This window comes from Pseudomonas sp. FH1 (assembly GCF_000510895.2).
GTDB classification, from domain to species: domain Bacteria; phylum Pseudomonadota; class Gammaproteobacteria; order Pseudomonadales; family Pseudomonadaceae; genus Aquipseudomonas; species Aquipseudomonas azotoformans_A.
This window is the reverse complement of sequence record NZ_AOHM01000034.1, coordinates 1-17234: the sequence shown is the minus strand read 5'-3', so window position 1 is coordinate 17234 and position 17234 is coordinate 1. Positions and strand designations below refer to the sequence as shown.

Below are 17234 nucleotides of genomic sequence, written 5' to 3'. Positions count from 1 at the left end.
TAATTCTGCCAGACATCGGAGCTTGAAGACGCATGCCGCAGACAAATCACGCAATAACCGACGTACAGCCCCTGTTGCACGGCCATTTGCCGCAACTGACAGTGCGTTCGCCGGACGCCCATAAAGGCCAGTTTGGCCACCTGTTGGTCATTGGCGGTGACCACGGCTTTGGCGGCGCCGCCTTGCTGAGCACCGAAAGTGCCTTGCGCAGTGGCGCGGGCATGGTGTCCCTGGCGACGCGCCCGGAACACGTGCCAGCCGCTTTGGCCCGCTTGCCGGAAGTCATGACCGTCGGCGTCAGCTCGGCCAACCAACTGATGGGCTTGTTGGAAAAGATCTCGGTCATTGTGATCGGGCCTGGGCTGGGTGAAGCGTCCTGGGGCAAAAGCCTGCTGTCCGTCGCCGCCAACGCCAAGCAGCCGCAAGTCTGGGATGCCGACGCCTTGAATCAGCTCGCCAATGGCGGCATCAGCTTGCCAGCCAACAGCGTGATCACCCCGCATCCGGGGGAGGCTGCGCGGTTGTTGGGCCTTTCGACAGCCGAGGTTCAGGCCGATCGTCTTAAGGTGGCGCGCGCGTTGAGTCAGACATTCAATGCAGTGGCTATCCTCAAGGGGGCTGGCAGTTTGATTGCCAGCCCGGACGGACGTGTTTCACGCTGTGACCAAGGCCATCCGGCGATGGCAACGGCGGGGCTAGGTGATGTCCTGGCCGGGCTGGTGGGCGCGTTGCTGGCCCAGGGCATGCCGGCCTATGAGGCAAGCTGCCTGGCGGTTTGGTTGCATGCCACGGCGGGTGATCGCCAGGGCACCTTTGGTCGCGGCTTGGCTGCCAGCGACTTGATACCCGCCATTCGTCAATTGCTGGAGGAGCAGTCGCCGTGTCTGAAGTAATCCTTTTTTTGGCCGATGAAGAGGCCATGGTTGCGTTCGGGCAACGCATTGCGCAGGTGACGGCGGGTGCAGGGCTGATCTTTCTGGAAGGTGACTTGGGGGCGGGCAAGACCACGCTATCCCGAGGGATTATCCGAGGGTTGGGCCATACAGGGGCAGTAAAAAGCCCTACGTTCACCCTGGTAGAACCCTACGAGATCGGCGCAGTGCGCGCCTTCCACTTTGACCTTTATCGTCTGGTTGACCCCGAAGAGCTCGAATATATGGGGATCCGGGATTACTTCGATGAAGATGCGTTGTGCCTGATCGAGTGGCCAGATAAAGGCACAGGCTTTTTGCCAAAGCCTGACATGACCATTACCATTACGCCGCATGAGCATGGACGTCAGTTGAAGTTGTTGCCCCAGAGCGCGCGCGGCCAGTCGTGGTGCGCCGCTTTGGCATTGGAATTCAAATAATTGGTGGGGTTAGGTATGCGCTTTCGCGCGTTGGTTGCTGTCGTGGGGGTGTTGCTTGCGGCAATGACTGTCAATGCTCTGGCTGCTTCACAGGTGAAGAGTGTTCGCCTGTGGCGAGCGCCGGATAACACGCGACTGGTGTTCGACCTGTCTGGCCCGGTCCAGCACAGCGTCTTTACCCTGACGGCGCCTGATCGCCTGGTGATCGACATCAACGGCGCGACCCTGGCCGCGCCGTTGAAAGTGTCCACTGCCAATACCCCGATTACCGCCATGCGCTCGGCCCAGCGCACGCCGACTGATCTGCGTGTGGTGATCGACCTGAAAAAGGTCGTGACCCCGAAAAGCTTCTCCTTGGCGCCCAACGCCCAGTACGGCAACCGGTTGGTGGTCGACCTGTTCGACAATGCCGCCGATGCCAACCCGCCGCCTGCACCGCCTCCAAGCGTCGCGACTGTCCCGGCGGTGCCGGTCAACCCGTCGCAACCACAGGTCAAGCTGCCTCCGCCGCCACCGGCTCCCGCCGGCAAGCGTGACATTATCGTGGTGATCGACGCCGGTCACGGCGGCGAAGACCCCGGTGCCTCCGGCTCACGCGGCCAGCATGAAAAAGATGTGGTGCTGGCGATTGCCCGTGAACTGCAGCGCCAGATCAACGCGATGAAAGGCTACCGCGCTGAGCTGACCCGTACCGGCGACTACTTCATTCCGTTGCGCGGCCGTACCGAAATTGCCCGCAAGAAAGGCGCTGACCTGTTCGTATCGATCCATGCCGACGCCGCGCCTTCTACCGCAGCCTTTGGCGCCTCGGTGTTTGCCCTGTCGGATCGCGGCGCGACGTCTGAGACCGCCCGCTGGCTGGCCGACAGTGAAAACCGTTCCGACTTGATCGGCGGGGCGGGTAACGTCTCCCTTGATGACAAAGACAAAATGCTCGCCGGCGTACTGCTCGACTTGTCGATGACCGCTTCGCTGACGTCCAGCTTGAACGTGGGCCAGAAGGTCCTGAGTAACATCGGCCGGGTCACCTCGCTGCACAAACAGCGCGTGGAACAAGCAGGATTCATGGTGTTGAAGTCGCCGGATATCCCATCGATCCTGGTGGAGACCGGGTTTATCTCCAACTCCAACGAGGCCTCGAAGCTGGCCAGCGCCAGTCACCAGCAAGCGCTGGCGCGTTCCATCAGCGCCGGTGTGCGCCAGTTCTTCCAGCAGAATCCGCCACCGGGCACCTACATCGCCTGGCTGCGTGACTCCGGGAAAATCGCCCAAGGCCCGCGCGACCATCGCGTACAGCCCGGCGACACCCTGGCCATGCTGGCTGTGCGTTTCCAGGTGTCGGCCGCGACCTTGCGCAGCGCCAACAACCTGAAGACCGATGAATTGAAAGTCGGCCAGGTGTTGACCATCCCTGGCACCGAATTGGCGGCGCAGTAATGAGCGACTCGATCCTGGATAACGGCTCACGCATCGAACTGCTCAGCCCGCGCCTTGCCAACCAGATTGCGGCGGGCGAGGTGGTGGAGCGTCCGGCATCGGTGATCAAGGAGCTGCTGGAAAACAGCATCGACTCCGGCGCCAAGCGCATTGATGTCGACGTGGAGCAGGGCGGCGTCAAGCTGCTGCGCGTGCGTGATGATGGCAGCGGTATCTCGTCCGACGACCTGCCATTGGCCCTGGCCCGTCACGCCACCAGCAAGATTCGCGACCTGGAAGACCTTGAGCGGGTGATGAGCCTGGGCTTTCGCGGTGAGGCCCTGGCGTCCATCAGCTCTGTGGCGCGCCTGACCCTGACGTCCCGCACCCGCAGCGCCGAGCAGGCCTGGCAAGTGGAAACCGAAGGTCGCGACATGGCGCCTCGGGTCCAGCCGGCAGCCCATCCCGTCGGTACGTCGGTGGAAGTGCGCGACCTGTTCTTCAACACCCCGGCGCGGCGCAAATTCCTCAAGGCCGAGAAAACCGAATTCGATCACCTGCAGGAAGTCATCAAGCGCCTGGCCCTGGCCCGCTTCGATGTGGCATTCCACCTGCGGCATAATGGCAAGACCATCCTCAGCCTGCACGAAGCCCACGATGACGCCGCGCGTGCTCGCCGGGTGTCAGCGATATGCGGGCCAGGTTTCCTGGAGCAGGCGCTGCCGATTGAAATCGAGCGCAATGGCCTGCGGCTGTGGGGTTGGGTCGGTTTGCCGACCTTCTCCCGCAGCCAGGCGGACTTGCAGTACTTCTTTGTGAACGGCCGTGCGGTGCGCGACAAATTGGTGGCCCACGCGGTGCGCCAGGCCTATCGCGACGTGCTTTTCAACGGGCGTCACCCGACGTTTGTGTTGTTCTTTGAGGTCGACCCGTCGGTGGTGGACGTCAACGTGCACCCGACCAAGCACGAAGTGCGCTTCCGTGATGGGCGCATGGTGCATGACTTCCTTTATGGCACCTTGCACCGCACCCTGGGTGATGTGCGTCCGGATGATCAGTTGTCTGCGCCTATTGTGACCGCAGTGGTCCGTCCGAGTGGTCCGGAAGCTGGCGAGTTCGGCCCTCAAGGCGAAATGAGCCTAGCGGCCAACCTGCTGCAATCGCCGCAGTCGCAACCTACCTATACCGCGCCGAACTCCGGCGCCGGCTCGGGTTATCAATACCAATACACGCCACGCCCTCAATCGGCGGTGCCGGTGGCCGAGGCCCAGGCGGCTTACCGTGAGTTTTTCGCGCCGCTGCCAGGTGCCGAAGCGGGCGCGCCTGTGGCCTTGCCAGAAGGTGGCGGGGATATTCCGCCGCTGGGCTACGCGTTGGCGCAGCTCAAGGGTATCTACATCCTGGCGGAAAACGCCCATGGTCTGGTGCTGGTGGACATGCATGCCGCCCACGAGCGGATCATGTACGAACGCCTCAAGATCGCCATGGCCAGCGAAGGCCTCAGCGGCCAGCCGCTGCTGGTGCCGGAGTCCCTGGCCGTCAGTCAGCGTGAGGCCGATTGTGCCGAAGAGCACCACGGCGTGTTCCAGAAGCTAGGCTTTGAGTTGCAGCGCCTGGGCCCGGAAACCCTGGCCATCCGCCAGATTCCCGCGCTGCTCAAGCAGGCCGAGGCCAACCGCCTGGTTGCCGACGTGCTGGCGGACCTGATGGAATACGGCACCAGTGACCGTATCCAGGCGCACATCAACGAGTTGCTCGGCACCATGGCCTGCCACGGCGCCATCCGCGCCAATCGCCGCCTGGCCCTGCCGGAAATGAACGGCCTGCTGCGCGACATGGAAAACACCGAGCGCAGCGGGCAATGCAACCATGGCCGACCGACCTGGACCCAGATGGGCCTGGACGATCTGGACAAACTGTTCTTGCGCGGCCGTTGATGAGTGCCTTGCCCCCCGCGATCTTCCTGATGGGCCCCACGGCCGCCGGCAAGACCGACCTGGCCATCGAGCTGACCAAAGTGCTGCCGTGCGAGCTGATCAGTGTCGACTCTGCCCTGGTTTACCGGGACATGGATATCGGCACGGCCAAGCCTTCCAAGGAGCTGTTGGCCCAATATCCGCATAAGCTGATTGACATCATCGACCCGTCAGAGAGCTATTCGGCGGCGGATTTCCGCACCGACGCCCTGGCGGCCATGGCCGACATTACTGCGCGGGGCAATATTCCGCTGCTGGTGGGCGGCACGATGCTCTATTACAAGGCTTTGCAGGAAGGTCTGGCGGATATGCCGCCGGCCGATGCCCAGGTGCGCGCCGAGCTTGAAGAAGAGGCTCTACGCCTTGGCTGGCAAGCCTTGCACGACCAGTTGGCCTCCGTGGACCCGGTGTCCGCCGCGCGCATTCACCCCAATGACCCGCAGCGCCTCACTCGCGCCCTGGAAGTCTGGCGCGTGAGCGGGCAGACCATGACTGAACATCGCCTGAAACAAAGTGCGCAAAGTGCTGACGCAGGCGCATCTGGCGCGTCACAATTGCCCTATACTGTGGCGAATCTGGCCATCGCTCCGGCAAATCGCCAGGTGCTGCATGATCGAATTGCACAAAGATTCACAATTATGTTGGAACAGGGGTTTGTGGACGAGGTCGTAGCTCTGCGTTCCAGAGGTGACCTGCATCCAGGGTTACCTTCGATACGTGCTGTAGGCTACCGCCAAGTCTGGGATCATCTGGATGGCAAGCTGACGTCAGCCGAAATGCAGGAACGCGGCATCATTGCCACGCGCCAGTTGGCGAAACGCCAGTTCACCTGGTTGCGCAGCTGGAGCGATTTGCACTGGCTGGACAGCCTGGACAGCGACAATCTGTCACGCGCCTTGAAATACTTGGGAACGGTCTCCATATTGAGCTGAGTCCTTGCAATTGCCGTCTATCCTTGGGGGTGTGACGGCCATAAGCTATCTATTTTCCGATTTTTTATTATTGATCCTTAAAGGAGTGCGGCACATGTCAAAAGGGCATTCGCTACAAGACCCTTACTTGAATACTTTACGTAAAGAGAAAGTGGGGGTTTCCATCTACCTGGTCAACGGTATCAAGCTGCAAGGCACGATCGAGTCGTTCGACCAGTTCGTGATCCTGCTGAAAAACACCGTCAGCCAGATGGTCTACAAGCACGCTATCTCGACAGTCGTTCCTGTTCGTCCAATCCGTCTGCCTAGCGCAGCCGGTGATGAAGCAGCTGACGCTGAGCCAGGTAACGCCTGATAGGAGTCTCCTTTGTTCTTTGAGCGCCACGGTGGTGGTGAGCGGGTCATTCTCGTTCACTTGGATGGACAGGACCCTGAGGCGCGCGAAGATCCGCAGGAGTTTCAGGAGTTGGCAAATTCGGCCGGCGCCGAGACCGTTGCGTTTTTTAACGTGCCGCGTCATCGGCCAACCGCCAAATTCCTGATTGGCAGCGGCAAGGTCGAGGAACTGCGCGACCTGGTCCATGCCGAAGAAGCCGATCTGGTGATCTTCAATCACGTCCTCACGCCCAGTCAGGAACGTAACCTCGAACGTGTCTTCGAGTGTCGCGTGATCGACCGTACCGGTCTGATTCTCGATATTTTTGCCCAGCGCGCCCGTACCCATGAAGGCAAGCTCCAGGTTGAACTGGCCCAGCTTGACCACATGAGCACCCGCCTGGTCCGCGGCTGGACTCACCTTGAGCGTCAGGGTGGCGGCATCGGCATGCGCGGCCCGGGTGAAACCCAGCTCGAGACCGACCGACGCCTGTTGCGGGTTCGCCTGCGCCAGATCAAGGGTCGCCTGGAGAAAGTGCGCAGCCAGCGTGAGCAATCGCGCCGTGGGCGTACCCGCGCGGATATCCCGACCGTGTCCCTGGTGGGCTATACCAACGCCGGCAAATCCACACTCTTCAATAATGTGACGAAATCGGACGTGTACGCAGCCGACCAACTGTTCGCCACCCTCGACCCGACCTTGCGCCGTCTGGATCTGGACGACCTGGGGCCGATTGTCCTGGCCGACACCGTGGGTTTCATTCGTCACTTGCCGCACAAGCTGGTCGAGGCATTTCGGTCTACGCTCGAAGAGTCGAGCAATTCCGACCTGCTGTTGCACGTGATCGATGCGGCTGAACCGGATCGCATGTTGCAGATTGAACAGGTGATGCTGGTGCTGGGCGAGATTGGTGCCCAGGACTTGCCGATCCTCGAGGTCTATAACAAACTCGATTTGCTTGAAGGCGTTGAGCCACAAATCCAGCGCGATGAGAATGGCAAGCCCCAGCGGGTCTGGCTGTCGGCGCGTGATGGCAGTGGTCTTGAGTTGCTTGAACAGGCCATTGCCGAGTTGCTCGGCGGCGATTTGTTCGTTGGCACCTTGCGCTTGCCCCAGCGTTTTGCTCGACTGCGTGCACAGTTTTTCGAGTTGGGCGCGGTACAGAAAGAAGAACACGACGAAGAAGGTGTCAGCTTGCTGGCCGTTCGATTGCCGCGCTCGGAGCTCAATCGGCTGGTCAGCCGTGAGGGCGTTGTACCGACAGAGTTCATCGAACAACACACTTTGCAATAAAAGCCTCCTAAAGCGGTTGTGCCGCAGTGGCAGGCATTCTGTAGCATTGGTCGGCGCGCCGTGGGTGCGTCTTTGCTTTATCAGATGGAGAGCGCTATGGCTTGGAATGAGCCGGGTGGCAACTCGAATAATCAGGATCCTTGGGGTGGTAAACGCCGCAATAATGGCGACCGCAAGGGGCCACCAGATCTCGACGAGGCCTTCCGAAAGCTGCAGGAAAGCCTGAATGGGTTGTTCGGTGGTGGAAAAAAACGTGGTGGTGACGACGGCGGTCGCACAAGCAAGGGCGGCGGCTATGGCCTGCTGGGCCTGGGTCTTGTCGTGCTGGCGGCCGTATGGCTATACAGCGCCGTCTACGTGGTGGACGAGCAGGAGCAAGCCGTGGTGCTGCGCTTCGGCAAGTACTACGAGACAGTCGGCCCTGGCCTGAACATCTACTTCCCGCCGATCGACAAGAAGTACATGGAAAACGTCACGCGTGAGCGTGCCTACACCAAGCAGGGCCAGATGCTGACCGAAGACGAGAACATCGTCGAAGTGCCGCTGACCGTGCAGTACAAGATCAGCAACCTGCAGGACTTCGTGCTGAACGTTGATCAGCCGGAAATCAGCCTGCAACACGCTACCGAAAGTGCCCTGCGCCACGTCGTCGGTTCGACCGCGATGGACCAGGTGCTGACCGAAGGTCGTGAATTGATGGCCAGCGAGATCAAGGAGCGCCTGCAGCGGTTCCTCGATACCTATCGCACCGGTATCACCGTTACCCAGGTGAACGTACAGAGCGCAGCCGCACCGCGTGAAGTGCAGGAAGCCTTCGATGACGTGATCCGTGCCCGTGAAGACGAGCAGCGTTCGCGCAACCAGGCTGAAACCTACGCCAACGGCGTCGTGCCGGAAGCCCGTGGTCAGGCCCAGCGCATCCTAGAGGATGCCAACGGTTACCGCGACGAAGTGGTCTCCCGCGCCAAGGGTGAGGCGGATCGCTTTACCAAGCTGGTCGCCGAGTACCGCAAGGCGCCGGAAGTCACGCGTGAGCGTCTGTACCTGGACACCATGCAGGAAGTCTTCAGCAACACCAGCAAGGTTCTCGTGACCGGCAGCAAAGGTGGGCAGAACAACCTGCTGTACCTGCCGCTGGACAAGATGATCGAAGGTGGTCGTAGCAGCACCAGCGCACCGTCCACCGGTTCCAATGCCGCTGCCAACGAAGCGAGCGCCCGTGCGGCCGCTGACTTGCTGCAACAGCAAACACGTACCAGGGAGAGTCGTTGATGAGCAATAAATCGCTGACCGCCCTGATTGTGGGCGTCGTCGTGGTCATCGCTGCCTGGAACTGCTTCTACATCGTGGCTCAGACCGAGCGTGCGGTGCTGCTGCAATTCGGTCGCGTGGTCCAGGCGGATGTCCAGCCGGGCCTGCATGTGAAAGTCCCCTACGTCAACCAGGTGCGCAAGTTCGACGCCCGCCTGATGACCCTGGATGCACCGACACAGCGCTTCCTGACCCTGGAAAAGAAAGCCGTGATGGTTGACGCCTACGCCAAGTGGCGCGTCAAGGATGCCGAGCGCTTCTACACCGCGACCTCCGGCCTCAAGCAGATTGCTGACGAGCGTTTGTCGCGCCGTCTGGAATCGGGCCTGCGTGACCAGTTTGGTAAGCGCACCCTGCACGAGGTGGTATCCGGTGAGCGTGACGCGCTGATGGCTGACATCACGCGTTCGCTGAACACGATGGCAGAGAAAGAACTGGGCATTGAAGTGGTTGATGTCCGGGTCAAGGCGATCGACCTGCCGAAGGAAGTGAACCGCAGCGTGTTCGAGCGTATGAGCACCGAGCGTGAGCGTGAAGCCCGTGAGCACCGCGCCAAGGGTAACGAGCTGGCAGAAGGTATCCGTGCAGATGCCGATCGTCAGCGCCGTGTACTGCTGGCCGAAGCCTATCGCGAGTCTGAAGAGGCCCGTGGTGATGGCGATGCTCAAGCTGCGGCGATCTATGCCAAGGCCTACGGCCAGGACCAGGAGTTCTACGCGTTCTACCGTAGCCTGCGCGCCTACCGTGAAAGCTTCGCGAACAAAACCGACGTCATGGTGCTGGACCCAAGCAGCGACTTCTTCCGCTACCTGGAAAAGTCCAAGTAACCAGCCTGTGATTCTGTAGGTTTCACTCCCGTCGGGCGGCTAAAACGCCTGGCGGGGTGATCCTTTCAGAAAACGGGTGTATGATGCGGCAGCCGGGAAATTCCCGGCTTTTTTGCGTCTGCATGTTTGATTCGGCAGGCGTGACAGGTTTTTCGAGGAAAGTGCCCGACGAGGCCGATTACAGGCCGTTCGTCACGTCGCTCTTGCGCGTGGTTTATGCAGGGGGCGGGTATTTTCTGCTTCACTCAAGGCTCGGCCGAGGGCTGGCCGCCCGGATCAAAGGGGAATGGCGTAATGGCAACGGTAGACCGCTGGCTGCTGCCAGATGGCATCGAAGAAGTACTGCCACCAGAAGCTGCGCGCATCGAAGTAGCGCGTCGCCAGGTGTTGGATCTGTTCCAGAGCTGGGGTTACGAGTTTGTCGTGACCCCCCATATCGAGTACCTGGAATCCCTGCTGACCGGCGCGGGCCAGGACCTGGATCTGCGCACCTTCAAGGTCATCGACCCGCAATCGGGCCGACAAATGGGTTTCCGTGCCGACATCACGCCGCAAGTGGCGCGCATCGATGCGCACACCCTGCGTCGCGAAGGTCCGAGCCGCCTGTGCTACGCCGGCAGCGTGCTGCATGCACAGCCGCGTGCGTTGTCGTCGTCCCGCAGCCCGATCCAGCTGGGCGCCGAGTTGTACGGCGATGCGAGCCCGAGCAGCGACGTTGAAGTGATCAGCCTGATGCTGGCCATGCTGCAACTGGCTGATGTGCCGGATGTCCACATGGACCTGGGCCACGTCGGTATCTACCGTGGCCTGGCCCGTGCGGCTGGTTTGTCTGGTGAAGTGGAACAACAGCTGTTCGATGCCCTGCAACGCAAGGCCATCGATGAGGTGATTGCTCTGACCGCGGGCGTGCCTGCCGACCTGGCTGACATGCTGCGTGCACTGGTCAACCTGTGCGGCGGCCGTGAAGTGCTGGTGGCTGCCCGCGAGCGCCTGGCCAATGCGCCGGCGCCGGTACTGGCTGCACTGAACGACGTACTGGCGATTGCCGAGCAGTTGTCGGCGCGCTTCCCGGAGCTGCCGCTGTACTTTGATCTGGGTGAGCTGCGCGGCTACCACTACCACACTGGTGTGGTGTTCGCCGTCTTTGTACCGGGCGTTGGCCAAGCCATCGCCCAAGGTGGTCGTTATGACGATATCGGCGCCGACTTCGGTCGTGCGCGTCCGGCCACTGGATTCTCCACCGATTTGAAAACCCTGGTGACCCTGGGGCGTGCTGAGGTCGAGCTGCCGTCTGGTGGCATCTGGATGCCCGACAGTACGGACGCAGCACTCTGGCAGCAGGTTTGCCAGTTGCGCAGTGAGGGTCAGCGTGTCGTCCAGGCTTTGCCTGGGCAGCCATTGGCCGCCGCCCGTGAAGCGGACTGCGACCGGCAATTGATTCTGCAGAACGGGCTTTGGCAAGTATCGCCACTGGCTTCTTGAGTTTTCCTGCCGGCCATCGCCGGCACCAAGTTTGCGCGAATGAGGACAAGTGTTATGGGTAAGAATGTCGTAGTCCTGGGCACCCAATGGGGTGATGAGGGCAAAGGCAAGATCGTTGATCTGCTGACCGAACATGCTGCCGCCGTAGTGCGCTACCAAGGTGGCCACAACGCTGGCCACACCCTGGTCATCGATGGCGAAAAAACCGTCTTGCACCTGATCCCGTCGGGCGTTCTGCGCGAAGGCGTGCAGTGCCTGATCGGCAACGGCGTGGTGGTTGCACCTGACGCCCTGCTGCGTGAGATCACCAAGCTGGAAGAGAAAGGCGTACCGGTGCGCGAGCGCCTGCGTATCAGCCCGTCCTGCCCGCTGATCCTGTCCTTCCACGTTGCGCTGGACCAGGCCCGTGAAAAGGCCCGTGGCGAGCTGAAGATCGGTACCACCGGTCGCGGCATCGGCCCAGCGTACGAAGACAAGGTTGCACGCCGTGGCCTGCGTGTGGGCGACCTGCTCAACATGCCGCGCTTTGAAGACAAGCTGCGTGAGTTGGTGGATTACCACAACTTCATGCTGGTCGGTTACTACAAAGAGCCAGCCATCGAGTTCGAGAAAACCCTGGCCGAGTGCAAGGAATACGCTGAGCTGCTCAAGCCGCTGATGCTGGACGTGACCGCCGAGCTGCACGACCTGCGTCGCGCTGGCAAAGACATCATGTTCGAAGGCGCCCAAGGCTCCCTGCTGGACATCGACCACGGTACCTACCCGTACGTGACCAGCTCCAACACCACCGCGGGTGGCGTTGCGACCGGTTCCGGCGTTGGCCCGATGTTCCTGGACTACATTCTGGGCATCACCAAGGCTTACACCACTCGCGTAGGTTCGGGTCCGTTCCCGACTGAGCTGTTCGACGACGTCGGCGCTCACCTGGCCAAGCAAGGTCACGAATTCGGCGCGACCACCGGCCGTGCTCGTCGTTGTGGCTGGTTCGACGCCGTTATCCTGCGTCGCGCTATCGATGTGAACAGCATCTCGGGCATCTGCCTGACCAAGCTGGACGTACTCGACGGCCTGGAAACCATCAACATCTGCATCGGCTACAAAGATGCCGAAGGCAAGGACGTTGCTCCGACCGACGCCGACAGCTACGTGGGCCTGCAGCCTGTGTACGAAGAAGTGCCGGGCTGGACCGAATCGACCGTGGGCGCCAAGACCCTGGAAGAGCTGCCGGCTAACGCCCGTGCCTACATCAAACGTGTCGAAGAGCTGATCGGTGCGCCGATTGACATTATTTCGACAGGTCCGGACCGCAACGAAACCATCGTTCTGCGTCACCCGTTCGCTTAATAAGCTGTTGATGTAAAAAGCAAAGGGCTCCTTCGGGAGCCCTTTGTCGTTTCTGTCGCCTGGGCGGCACGACCCTTGCTTTGGTTCTTTCTTTCGCGGTGCTATCAAATTAATGGCACCCGTGGTGGAGGGATTCCCGATGTCTGCCGTTCTCTCATTGTTACAAAGCCGTCTGTTGCGGCCGGTGTTCGTTACCCTAGGTATCGCCCTTTTGGTGCAAGTGCTGGTGGCCGTCGCCCTGACGCGAAGCACCGTCACCGCGCTGGAGGCTGATTTGGGCAATCGCCTGGGTATCGACAGCCAGAAACTGTCGGGTGAATTGGCCCAGGCCGGTAAAGAAGTCACGTCCAGCCTGGACAGCTTGTCGACCAGTACCCGTCAGCGTCTGACAGCGGGGCTTTCAACCCGCCTGCAGGAAGAGCAGAAGCAGCTGCGTGCGACCCTGGAAAAAGACCTGAAAGACTCCGCCAATGACATGGCGCAACTGCTGGCCTCGGTGGCGCCCCGCGCTATGTGGGACAGCGACGTGCCGACGCTGTCGGAGTTCGCCCGGCGTGCCCAGCGTAATCCCAACGTGCTGTTCGTGGTCTATGACGACGCGGCGGGTGAGCATCTGACCCGCTACCTCAACCGTGAAAACCCGATCAACCAGGCGCTGTTGGAAAAGGGCAAGGGTGACCGCGCCCTGGATAAGGTGTTGGATGCGGCCAAAGATGATCCTTCGGTGTTCTATGTCGAGGCGTCCATTAGCCCCAACGGCGTGGAGATCGGCAAGGTGCGCATGGGGGTTTCCACGGCCGCAGTGGAGGCTGATCTGGCCGCGCTGGATAAGCGTTTCGCCGCACTGATCGCCAGCGGTGACCAACTGGTGGGCGACAGCCTCAAGGGGGCGGCGGCCGATAGCGCTGCCGCCATGGGCGCGCGCCTGCAATCCGCGCAAGCCACCGCCACCCAAATGACGGCCAACACCACCAGCGCCGTCCAGGACGCCGCCGGCACCTTGCGCTGGCGCATCGGCATGGGCTTGGCGCTGGTCGGTTTGGGCGTGTTGCTGTTGATCGCCATCGTGTTGGGCCGTCGCGTGGTCAATCGTTTGAAGTTGCTGATTGCTGCCATGGATGACTTGGCGGCGGGCGAGGGTGATCTCACCAAGCGCGTGCAAATCAGCAGCAAGGATGAAATCGGCGACATGGCTTCGGCGGTCAATCGCTTTGTGGATAAGTTGCAGCCCATCGTGCGCGAGGCGGGGGATGTGGCCCAGCGCACCGGCGTGGAAATCGGCGCGATGACCCTGCGCAATGCCGGTGCTGACGCTGCGGCCGGTTTACAGCGCGATGAAGTGGCCGAGAGCTTGCGCGCACTGTCGCAGATGGCCGACGAGGCGCAAGCCGAGAGCCATGCGATGCAGGCGGCGTTGCAGCAGGTGGTGGATATTCGCCAGGCCACGGATGAGAACTCGCGGACCTCGGCTGAGGTCGGCAGTTTGATCGAGGCGCTGGCGGGCCAAGTACAAGCGGGCTCCACGGTTATCGAGCGCTTGGCCCAGCAAAGCCAGCAGATCGAGGTGGTGCTGACCGTGATTCACGGCATTGCCGAGCAAACCAATTTGCTCGCCCTCAACGCCGCAATCGAGGCGGCGCGTGCGGGTGAGACCGGTCGCGGCTTTGCGGTGGTGGCGGATGAAGTGCGTGCGCTGGCGAGCAAGACCCAAAGCTCCACCGGCGATATCCAGGCGCATATCGTGGCGTTGCAGCAGGGCGCGCGGGAGGCGGTGGAAACCATCGGCAAGGCCGGGCGTCAGGCTAATGAAGGTTTGCTGGTGCTGCGTGACAGCGTGCGCTTGCAGCAGACGGTGCAGGCCTCGGTGGAGCAGGTGCATGCGGCGATTGGCTTGGCGACACGCGCGGCCGAGCATCAAGCGCAGGGTGCCCATGCGGTGCGGGGTAGGGTCGAGGTGATCCATGCCCAGGCCGAACGTGCCGCCCAGGCGGTGGTGGAGACCACTGCCAGTGGCAAGGTGCTGGATGGGCTGGCGGCGCAGTTGAAGGCGAGCCTGGGGCAGTTCAGGGCTTAGCGTCGTCAGTGCTGGCCCCTTCGCGAGCAAGCCCGCTCCCACATTTGGAATGCATTTCAAAATGTGGGAGCGGGCTTGCTCGCGAAAACGATCTTAACGGCTCAGATACATCCGAGTCGTTAGCAGATAAACCGGCAACCCCGACACCAAAATCAACAGCGCCGCATATGGCGCTGCAGCCGCGAATTCAACATTCGAGGTATGCGCCCACACCGCCGTCGCCAAGGTATTCAGCCCCGTTGGGCTAAGCAGCAGCGTCGCCGTCAATTCCTTCATCGCATCCAGAAACACCAGCGCAAACGCCGCCCCCAATGCCGGGAAAATAATCGGTAAGGTCACCCGGCAAAACGCACTGAACGACGAGGCGCCCAACGTGCGTGCAGCCTCTTCAAGCTGCGGCGCAGCCTTGTTCAGCGCGGTACGGATCGGCGCCTGGGCCAGCGGCAAAAACAGCAGCGCATAAGCAATCAACAGCAATGCCGAGGTCTGGTACAGCGCCGGCACATAGTGCAGGGCGAAGTACACCAGCGTCAGCGCAATCACCAAGCCGGGCAGGGCGTGCAGCAGATACGGCAGGCGTTCGGCCCAGATCGCCAACTGGCCTTTGTAGCGCACCACCAGCAACCCGACCGGCACCGCCAGTACCAGGCAAAGCGCGGCGCCGCCCAGGGACAGTGCCAATGAAGACAGCAGCGCCTCACCGATTTCTGCTACTGGGAAAGCGGCAGAAGATCCCACCGCCAACCAATAACCGAGCATCCCCAGCGGAATCCCGCTGCCGATGATCGCCAGCGCCAGGCAATACACTTGGCCCAACGGCGCCCATTGACCCAGTCGAACCTGCTCCGCATGCCGCGCCGCGCCCTGGCCAATGCGCACATGCCGGCCCTTGCCGCGCACGCGCAACTCCAGCCACAGCAGCGTCAGGCACATCACCAGCAACACCGCCGAGAGCATCGCGGCATTCGCATTGCTGAACTCGAGCTCGAACTGTTGGTAGATGGCGGTGGTAAAGGTCTGCAAACCGATGATCGACAGCGCGCCGAACTCCACCAGCATATGCAGTGCGATCAACAATGCCCCGGCCAGCAGCGAAGGCCACAGCAGCGGCAAAGTGATGCGAAAGAACACGCCCCAGCGATTCAGCCCCAGGGTGCGGGCCGACTCTTCCAGGGAGGGATCAAGATTGCGCAGGGTCGCTGCCACCGGCAAAAAAACCAGCGGGTATTTCGACAGGCTCATCACCAGGATCGCCCCGCCAAGCCCTTCGAAACTGGCGCTCAGCGATACCCAGGTAAAGCTGCTGACAAACGCCGGTACCGCAAACGGCAGGCACAGGATCACGCCCCAGATGCGTCGCCCTGGCAGATTGCTGCGCTCCAGCAGCCAGGCCAGGGATAGGCCGATCACGCCACACGTCACCGTCACCCCGATCATCAGCGCCATGGTATTGCGCAGCAACCCGAACACATAAGGCCGCCAGAGCAGGTGCACCGCCTCCGCCCAACCGGCTTGCCACGCCTTGAGCCCGACATAGGCCAGCGGCAGCAAGCTCAAGCTGACCAGCAACAGTACGGGCAGCAACAACCAGATCGACGGGCGCTTGCGCCTAGGGCTGACCCCCCCGCGCAGGGCGGGGGCGGGTAGCGATGGGTTCATCAGTTCAAGCCAACGTCACGTTCCAGATCCAAGGCTTCTTCGGCGTTGCCCAGGTCGGCGGGGGTGACTTTCGGCGGTTGCAGTTCGCTGAAAGGCTTGAGGCCACGGTTGGATTCCATGCCTTTGCGCAGCGGGTATTCGGCCGAGGTGTTGGTGATGACGCGCTGGCCTTCTTCACTGGCCATGAACGCCAGCAGTTGCTGGGCTTCTTTCGGATGCTTGCTGGATTTCAGCGCCGCCGCCGAAGACACGGTGATCAAGCCACCGGCATCGCCATCGGTGAAGTAATGCAGTTGGGAGTCCAGGTTGGTTTTTTCTTTCTTCAGGGCGAACCAGTAGTAGTTGTTCACCAGTACGGTGGCCACTTCGCCATTTTCAACGGCTTTGAGGGCGACCATGTTGTTGCTGTACACCTTGCCGAAGGCGCGCAGGCCGGTCAGCCATTCTTCGGCGGCTTCACGCCCGTGCAGCTTGATGATCGCCACGGCCTGTTCCTGGAACGCGCCGCTGGTGGGCACAAAGCCGACCTTGCCTTGCCACTCGGGGCCGGCGAAATCCAGCACCGATTTCGGCAGGTCTTTTTCCGCGATCAATTTAGGATTGAACGCCACGACGCGGGTGCGTGCGGTCACGCCCATCCAGTCGCCGTTGGCGCCGACGTAATCCTTGGGCAATACGTCGAGGGTGCTGGCGTCGATCTTGGCCAGCAGGCCTTGCTCGCCGAGTTTGTTCAGGGGTGGCGATTCTTCGGTGTAGATCACGTCGGCAGGCGAGCGGTCGCCTTCTTCCACGACCTGGCTGGCGAGCTGATTGCTGCTGCCTTTGCGCACGTTGACGTGAATGCCGGTCTTGGCTTCGAAGGCTTTGGCGAGTTCATCGCCGACTTCTTTGTGCTGGCCGTTGTACAGGGTCAGGGAAACCTTGTTGGCGGAGTAGGCGGTGGGCGAGAGCAGGGTCAGGCCGAGTAGAGTGATGGTCAGGCCACGCAGAAGGGATGTCTTGAGATGGGTATCGCGGATCATCATCCGGGTTGTTCCTCACTTGTATGCAACAAATACTTACAAGGATAAACGATAAAGTTTCTCAGGTGCGGGCGAGGGGGGAAATCGCTGGGAAAGTTTCCGAGATGAGGTTTTTAAAGCCCGGAAACGAAAAAACCCGCTTTCGCGGGTTTGATCTGAATTTGGTGCCCA

14 protein-coding genes are annotated in these 17234 nt (G+C 61.3%); 12 read left to right on the top strand and 2 right to left on the bottom strand.

The features are described 5' to 3' along the window. Positions 1–32 precede the first annotated feature (32 nt). The 12 genes from H096_RS12235 (at position 33) to H096_RS12180 (ending at position 14382) form a co-directional block, all read left to right on the top strand. Positions 33–893, top strand: a complete 861-nt coding sequence (locus H096_RS12235) for an NAD(P)H-hydrate dehydratase (protein ID WP_033898465.1) — start codon at positions 33–35, stop codon at positions 891–893. After that, positions 881–1351, top strand: coding sequence for a tRNA (adenosine(37)-N6)-threonylcarbamoyltransferase complex ATPase subunit type 1 TsaE (gene tsaE, locus H096_RS12230; protein ID WP_016976901.1), 471 nt, complete (start codon positions 881–883; stop codon positions 1349–1351). Before H096_RS12235 ends, tsaE begins: the two co-directional genes overlap by 13 nt. 15 nt (positions 1352–1366) lie before the next feature. Further along, positions 1367–2788, top strand: a complete 1422-nt coding sequence (locus H096_RS12225) for an N-acetylmuramoyl-L-alanine amidase (RefSeq protein WP_033898464.1) — start codon at positions 1367–1369, stop codon at positions 2786–2788. After that, a complete protein-coding gene (mutL, locus tag H096_RS12220; protein ID WP_033898463.1) occupies positions 2788–4704 on the top strand; it encodes a DNA mismatch repair endonuclease MutL in 1917 nt (638 codons plus the stop codon). Before H096_RS12225 ends, mutL begins: the two co-directional genes overlap by 1 nt. Then, positions 4704–5675: a tRNA (adenosine(37)-N6)-dimethylallyltransferase MiaA gene (gene miaA, locus H096_RS12215; RefSeq protein ID WP_033898462.1), complete on the top strand. Its 972-nt coding sequence runs from the start codon at positions 4704–4706 to the stop codon at positions 5673–5675. The genes mutL and miaA overlap by 1 nt, the downstream gene beginning before the upstream one ends. A 94-nt stretch (positions 5676–5769) precedes the next feature. Then, on the top strand, positions 5770–6030 hold the full coding sequence (hfq, locus tag H096_RS12210; RefSeq protein ID WP_016976904.1) for an RNA chaperone Hfq: 261 nt from the start codon (positions 5770–5772) through the stop codon (positions 6028–6030). Positions 6031–6042: 12 nt separating this feature from the next. Next, positions 6043–7344 carry a ribosome rescue GTPase HflX gene (hflX, locus tag H096_RS12205; RefSeq protein WP_016976905.1) on the top strand — a complete coding sequence of 434 codons (1302 nt, stop codon included), beginning with the start codon at positions 6043–6045 and terminating at the stop codon, positions 7342–7344. A gap of 96 nt (positions 7345–7440) precedes the next feature. Next, positions 7441–8616: an FtsH protease activity modulator HflK gene (hflK, locus tag H096_RS12200; protein WP_028615515.1), complete on the top strand. Its 1176-nt coding sequence runs from the start codon at positions 7441–7443 to the stop codon at positions 8614–8616. Beyond that, complete coding sequence (gene hflC / locus H096_RS12195) at positions 8616–9482, top strand: protease modulator HflC (protein ID WP_010213607.1); 867 nt, start codon at positions 8616–8618, stop codon at positions 9480–9482. The genes hflK and hflC overlap by 1 nt, the downstream gene beginning before the upstream one ends. Before the next feature lie 294 nt (positions 9483–9776). Next, positions 9777–10964 carry an ATP phosphoribosyltransferase regulatory subunit gene (locus H096_RS12190; RefSeq protein ID WP_033898460.1) on the top strand — a complete coding sequence of 396 codons (1188 nt, stop codon included), beginning with the start codon at positions 9777–9779 and terminating at the stop codon, positions 10962–10964. 54 nt (positions 10965–11018) lie between these two features. After that, positions 11019–12308 (top strand): adenylosuccinate synthase, encoded by a 1290-nt coding sequence (locus H096_RS12185; RefSeq protein ID WP_003217505.1) that lies wholly within the window; start codon positions 11019–11021, stop codon positions 12306–12308. A 139-nt stretch (positions 12309–12447) separates the two neighbouring features. After that, positions 12448–14382, top strand: coding sequence for a methyl-accepting chemotaxis protein (locus H096_RS12180; RefSeq protein WP_033898459.1), 1935 nt, complete (start codon positions 12448–12450; stop codon positions 14380–14382). A 93-nt stretch (positions 14383–14475) separates the two neighbouring features. Here H096_RS12180 and H096_RS12175 read toward each other — a convergent pair whose 3' ends face one another. Further along, a complete protein-coding gene (locus H096_RS12175) occupies positions 14476–16041 on the bottom strand; it encodes an iron ABC transporter permease (RefSeq protein WP_033898458.1) in 1566 nt (521 codons plus the stop codon). Further along, positions 16041–17066, bottom strand: a complete 1026-nt coding sequence (locus tag H096_RS12170) for an iron ABC transporter substrate-binding protein (protein WP_033898457.1) — start codon at positions 17064–17066, stop codon at positions 16041–16043. The genes H096_RS12175 and H096_RS12170 overlap by 1 nt, the downstream gene beginning before the upstream one ends. Positions 17067–17234 lie beyond the last annotated feature (168 nt).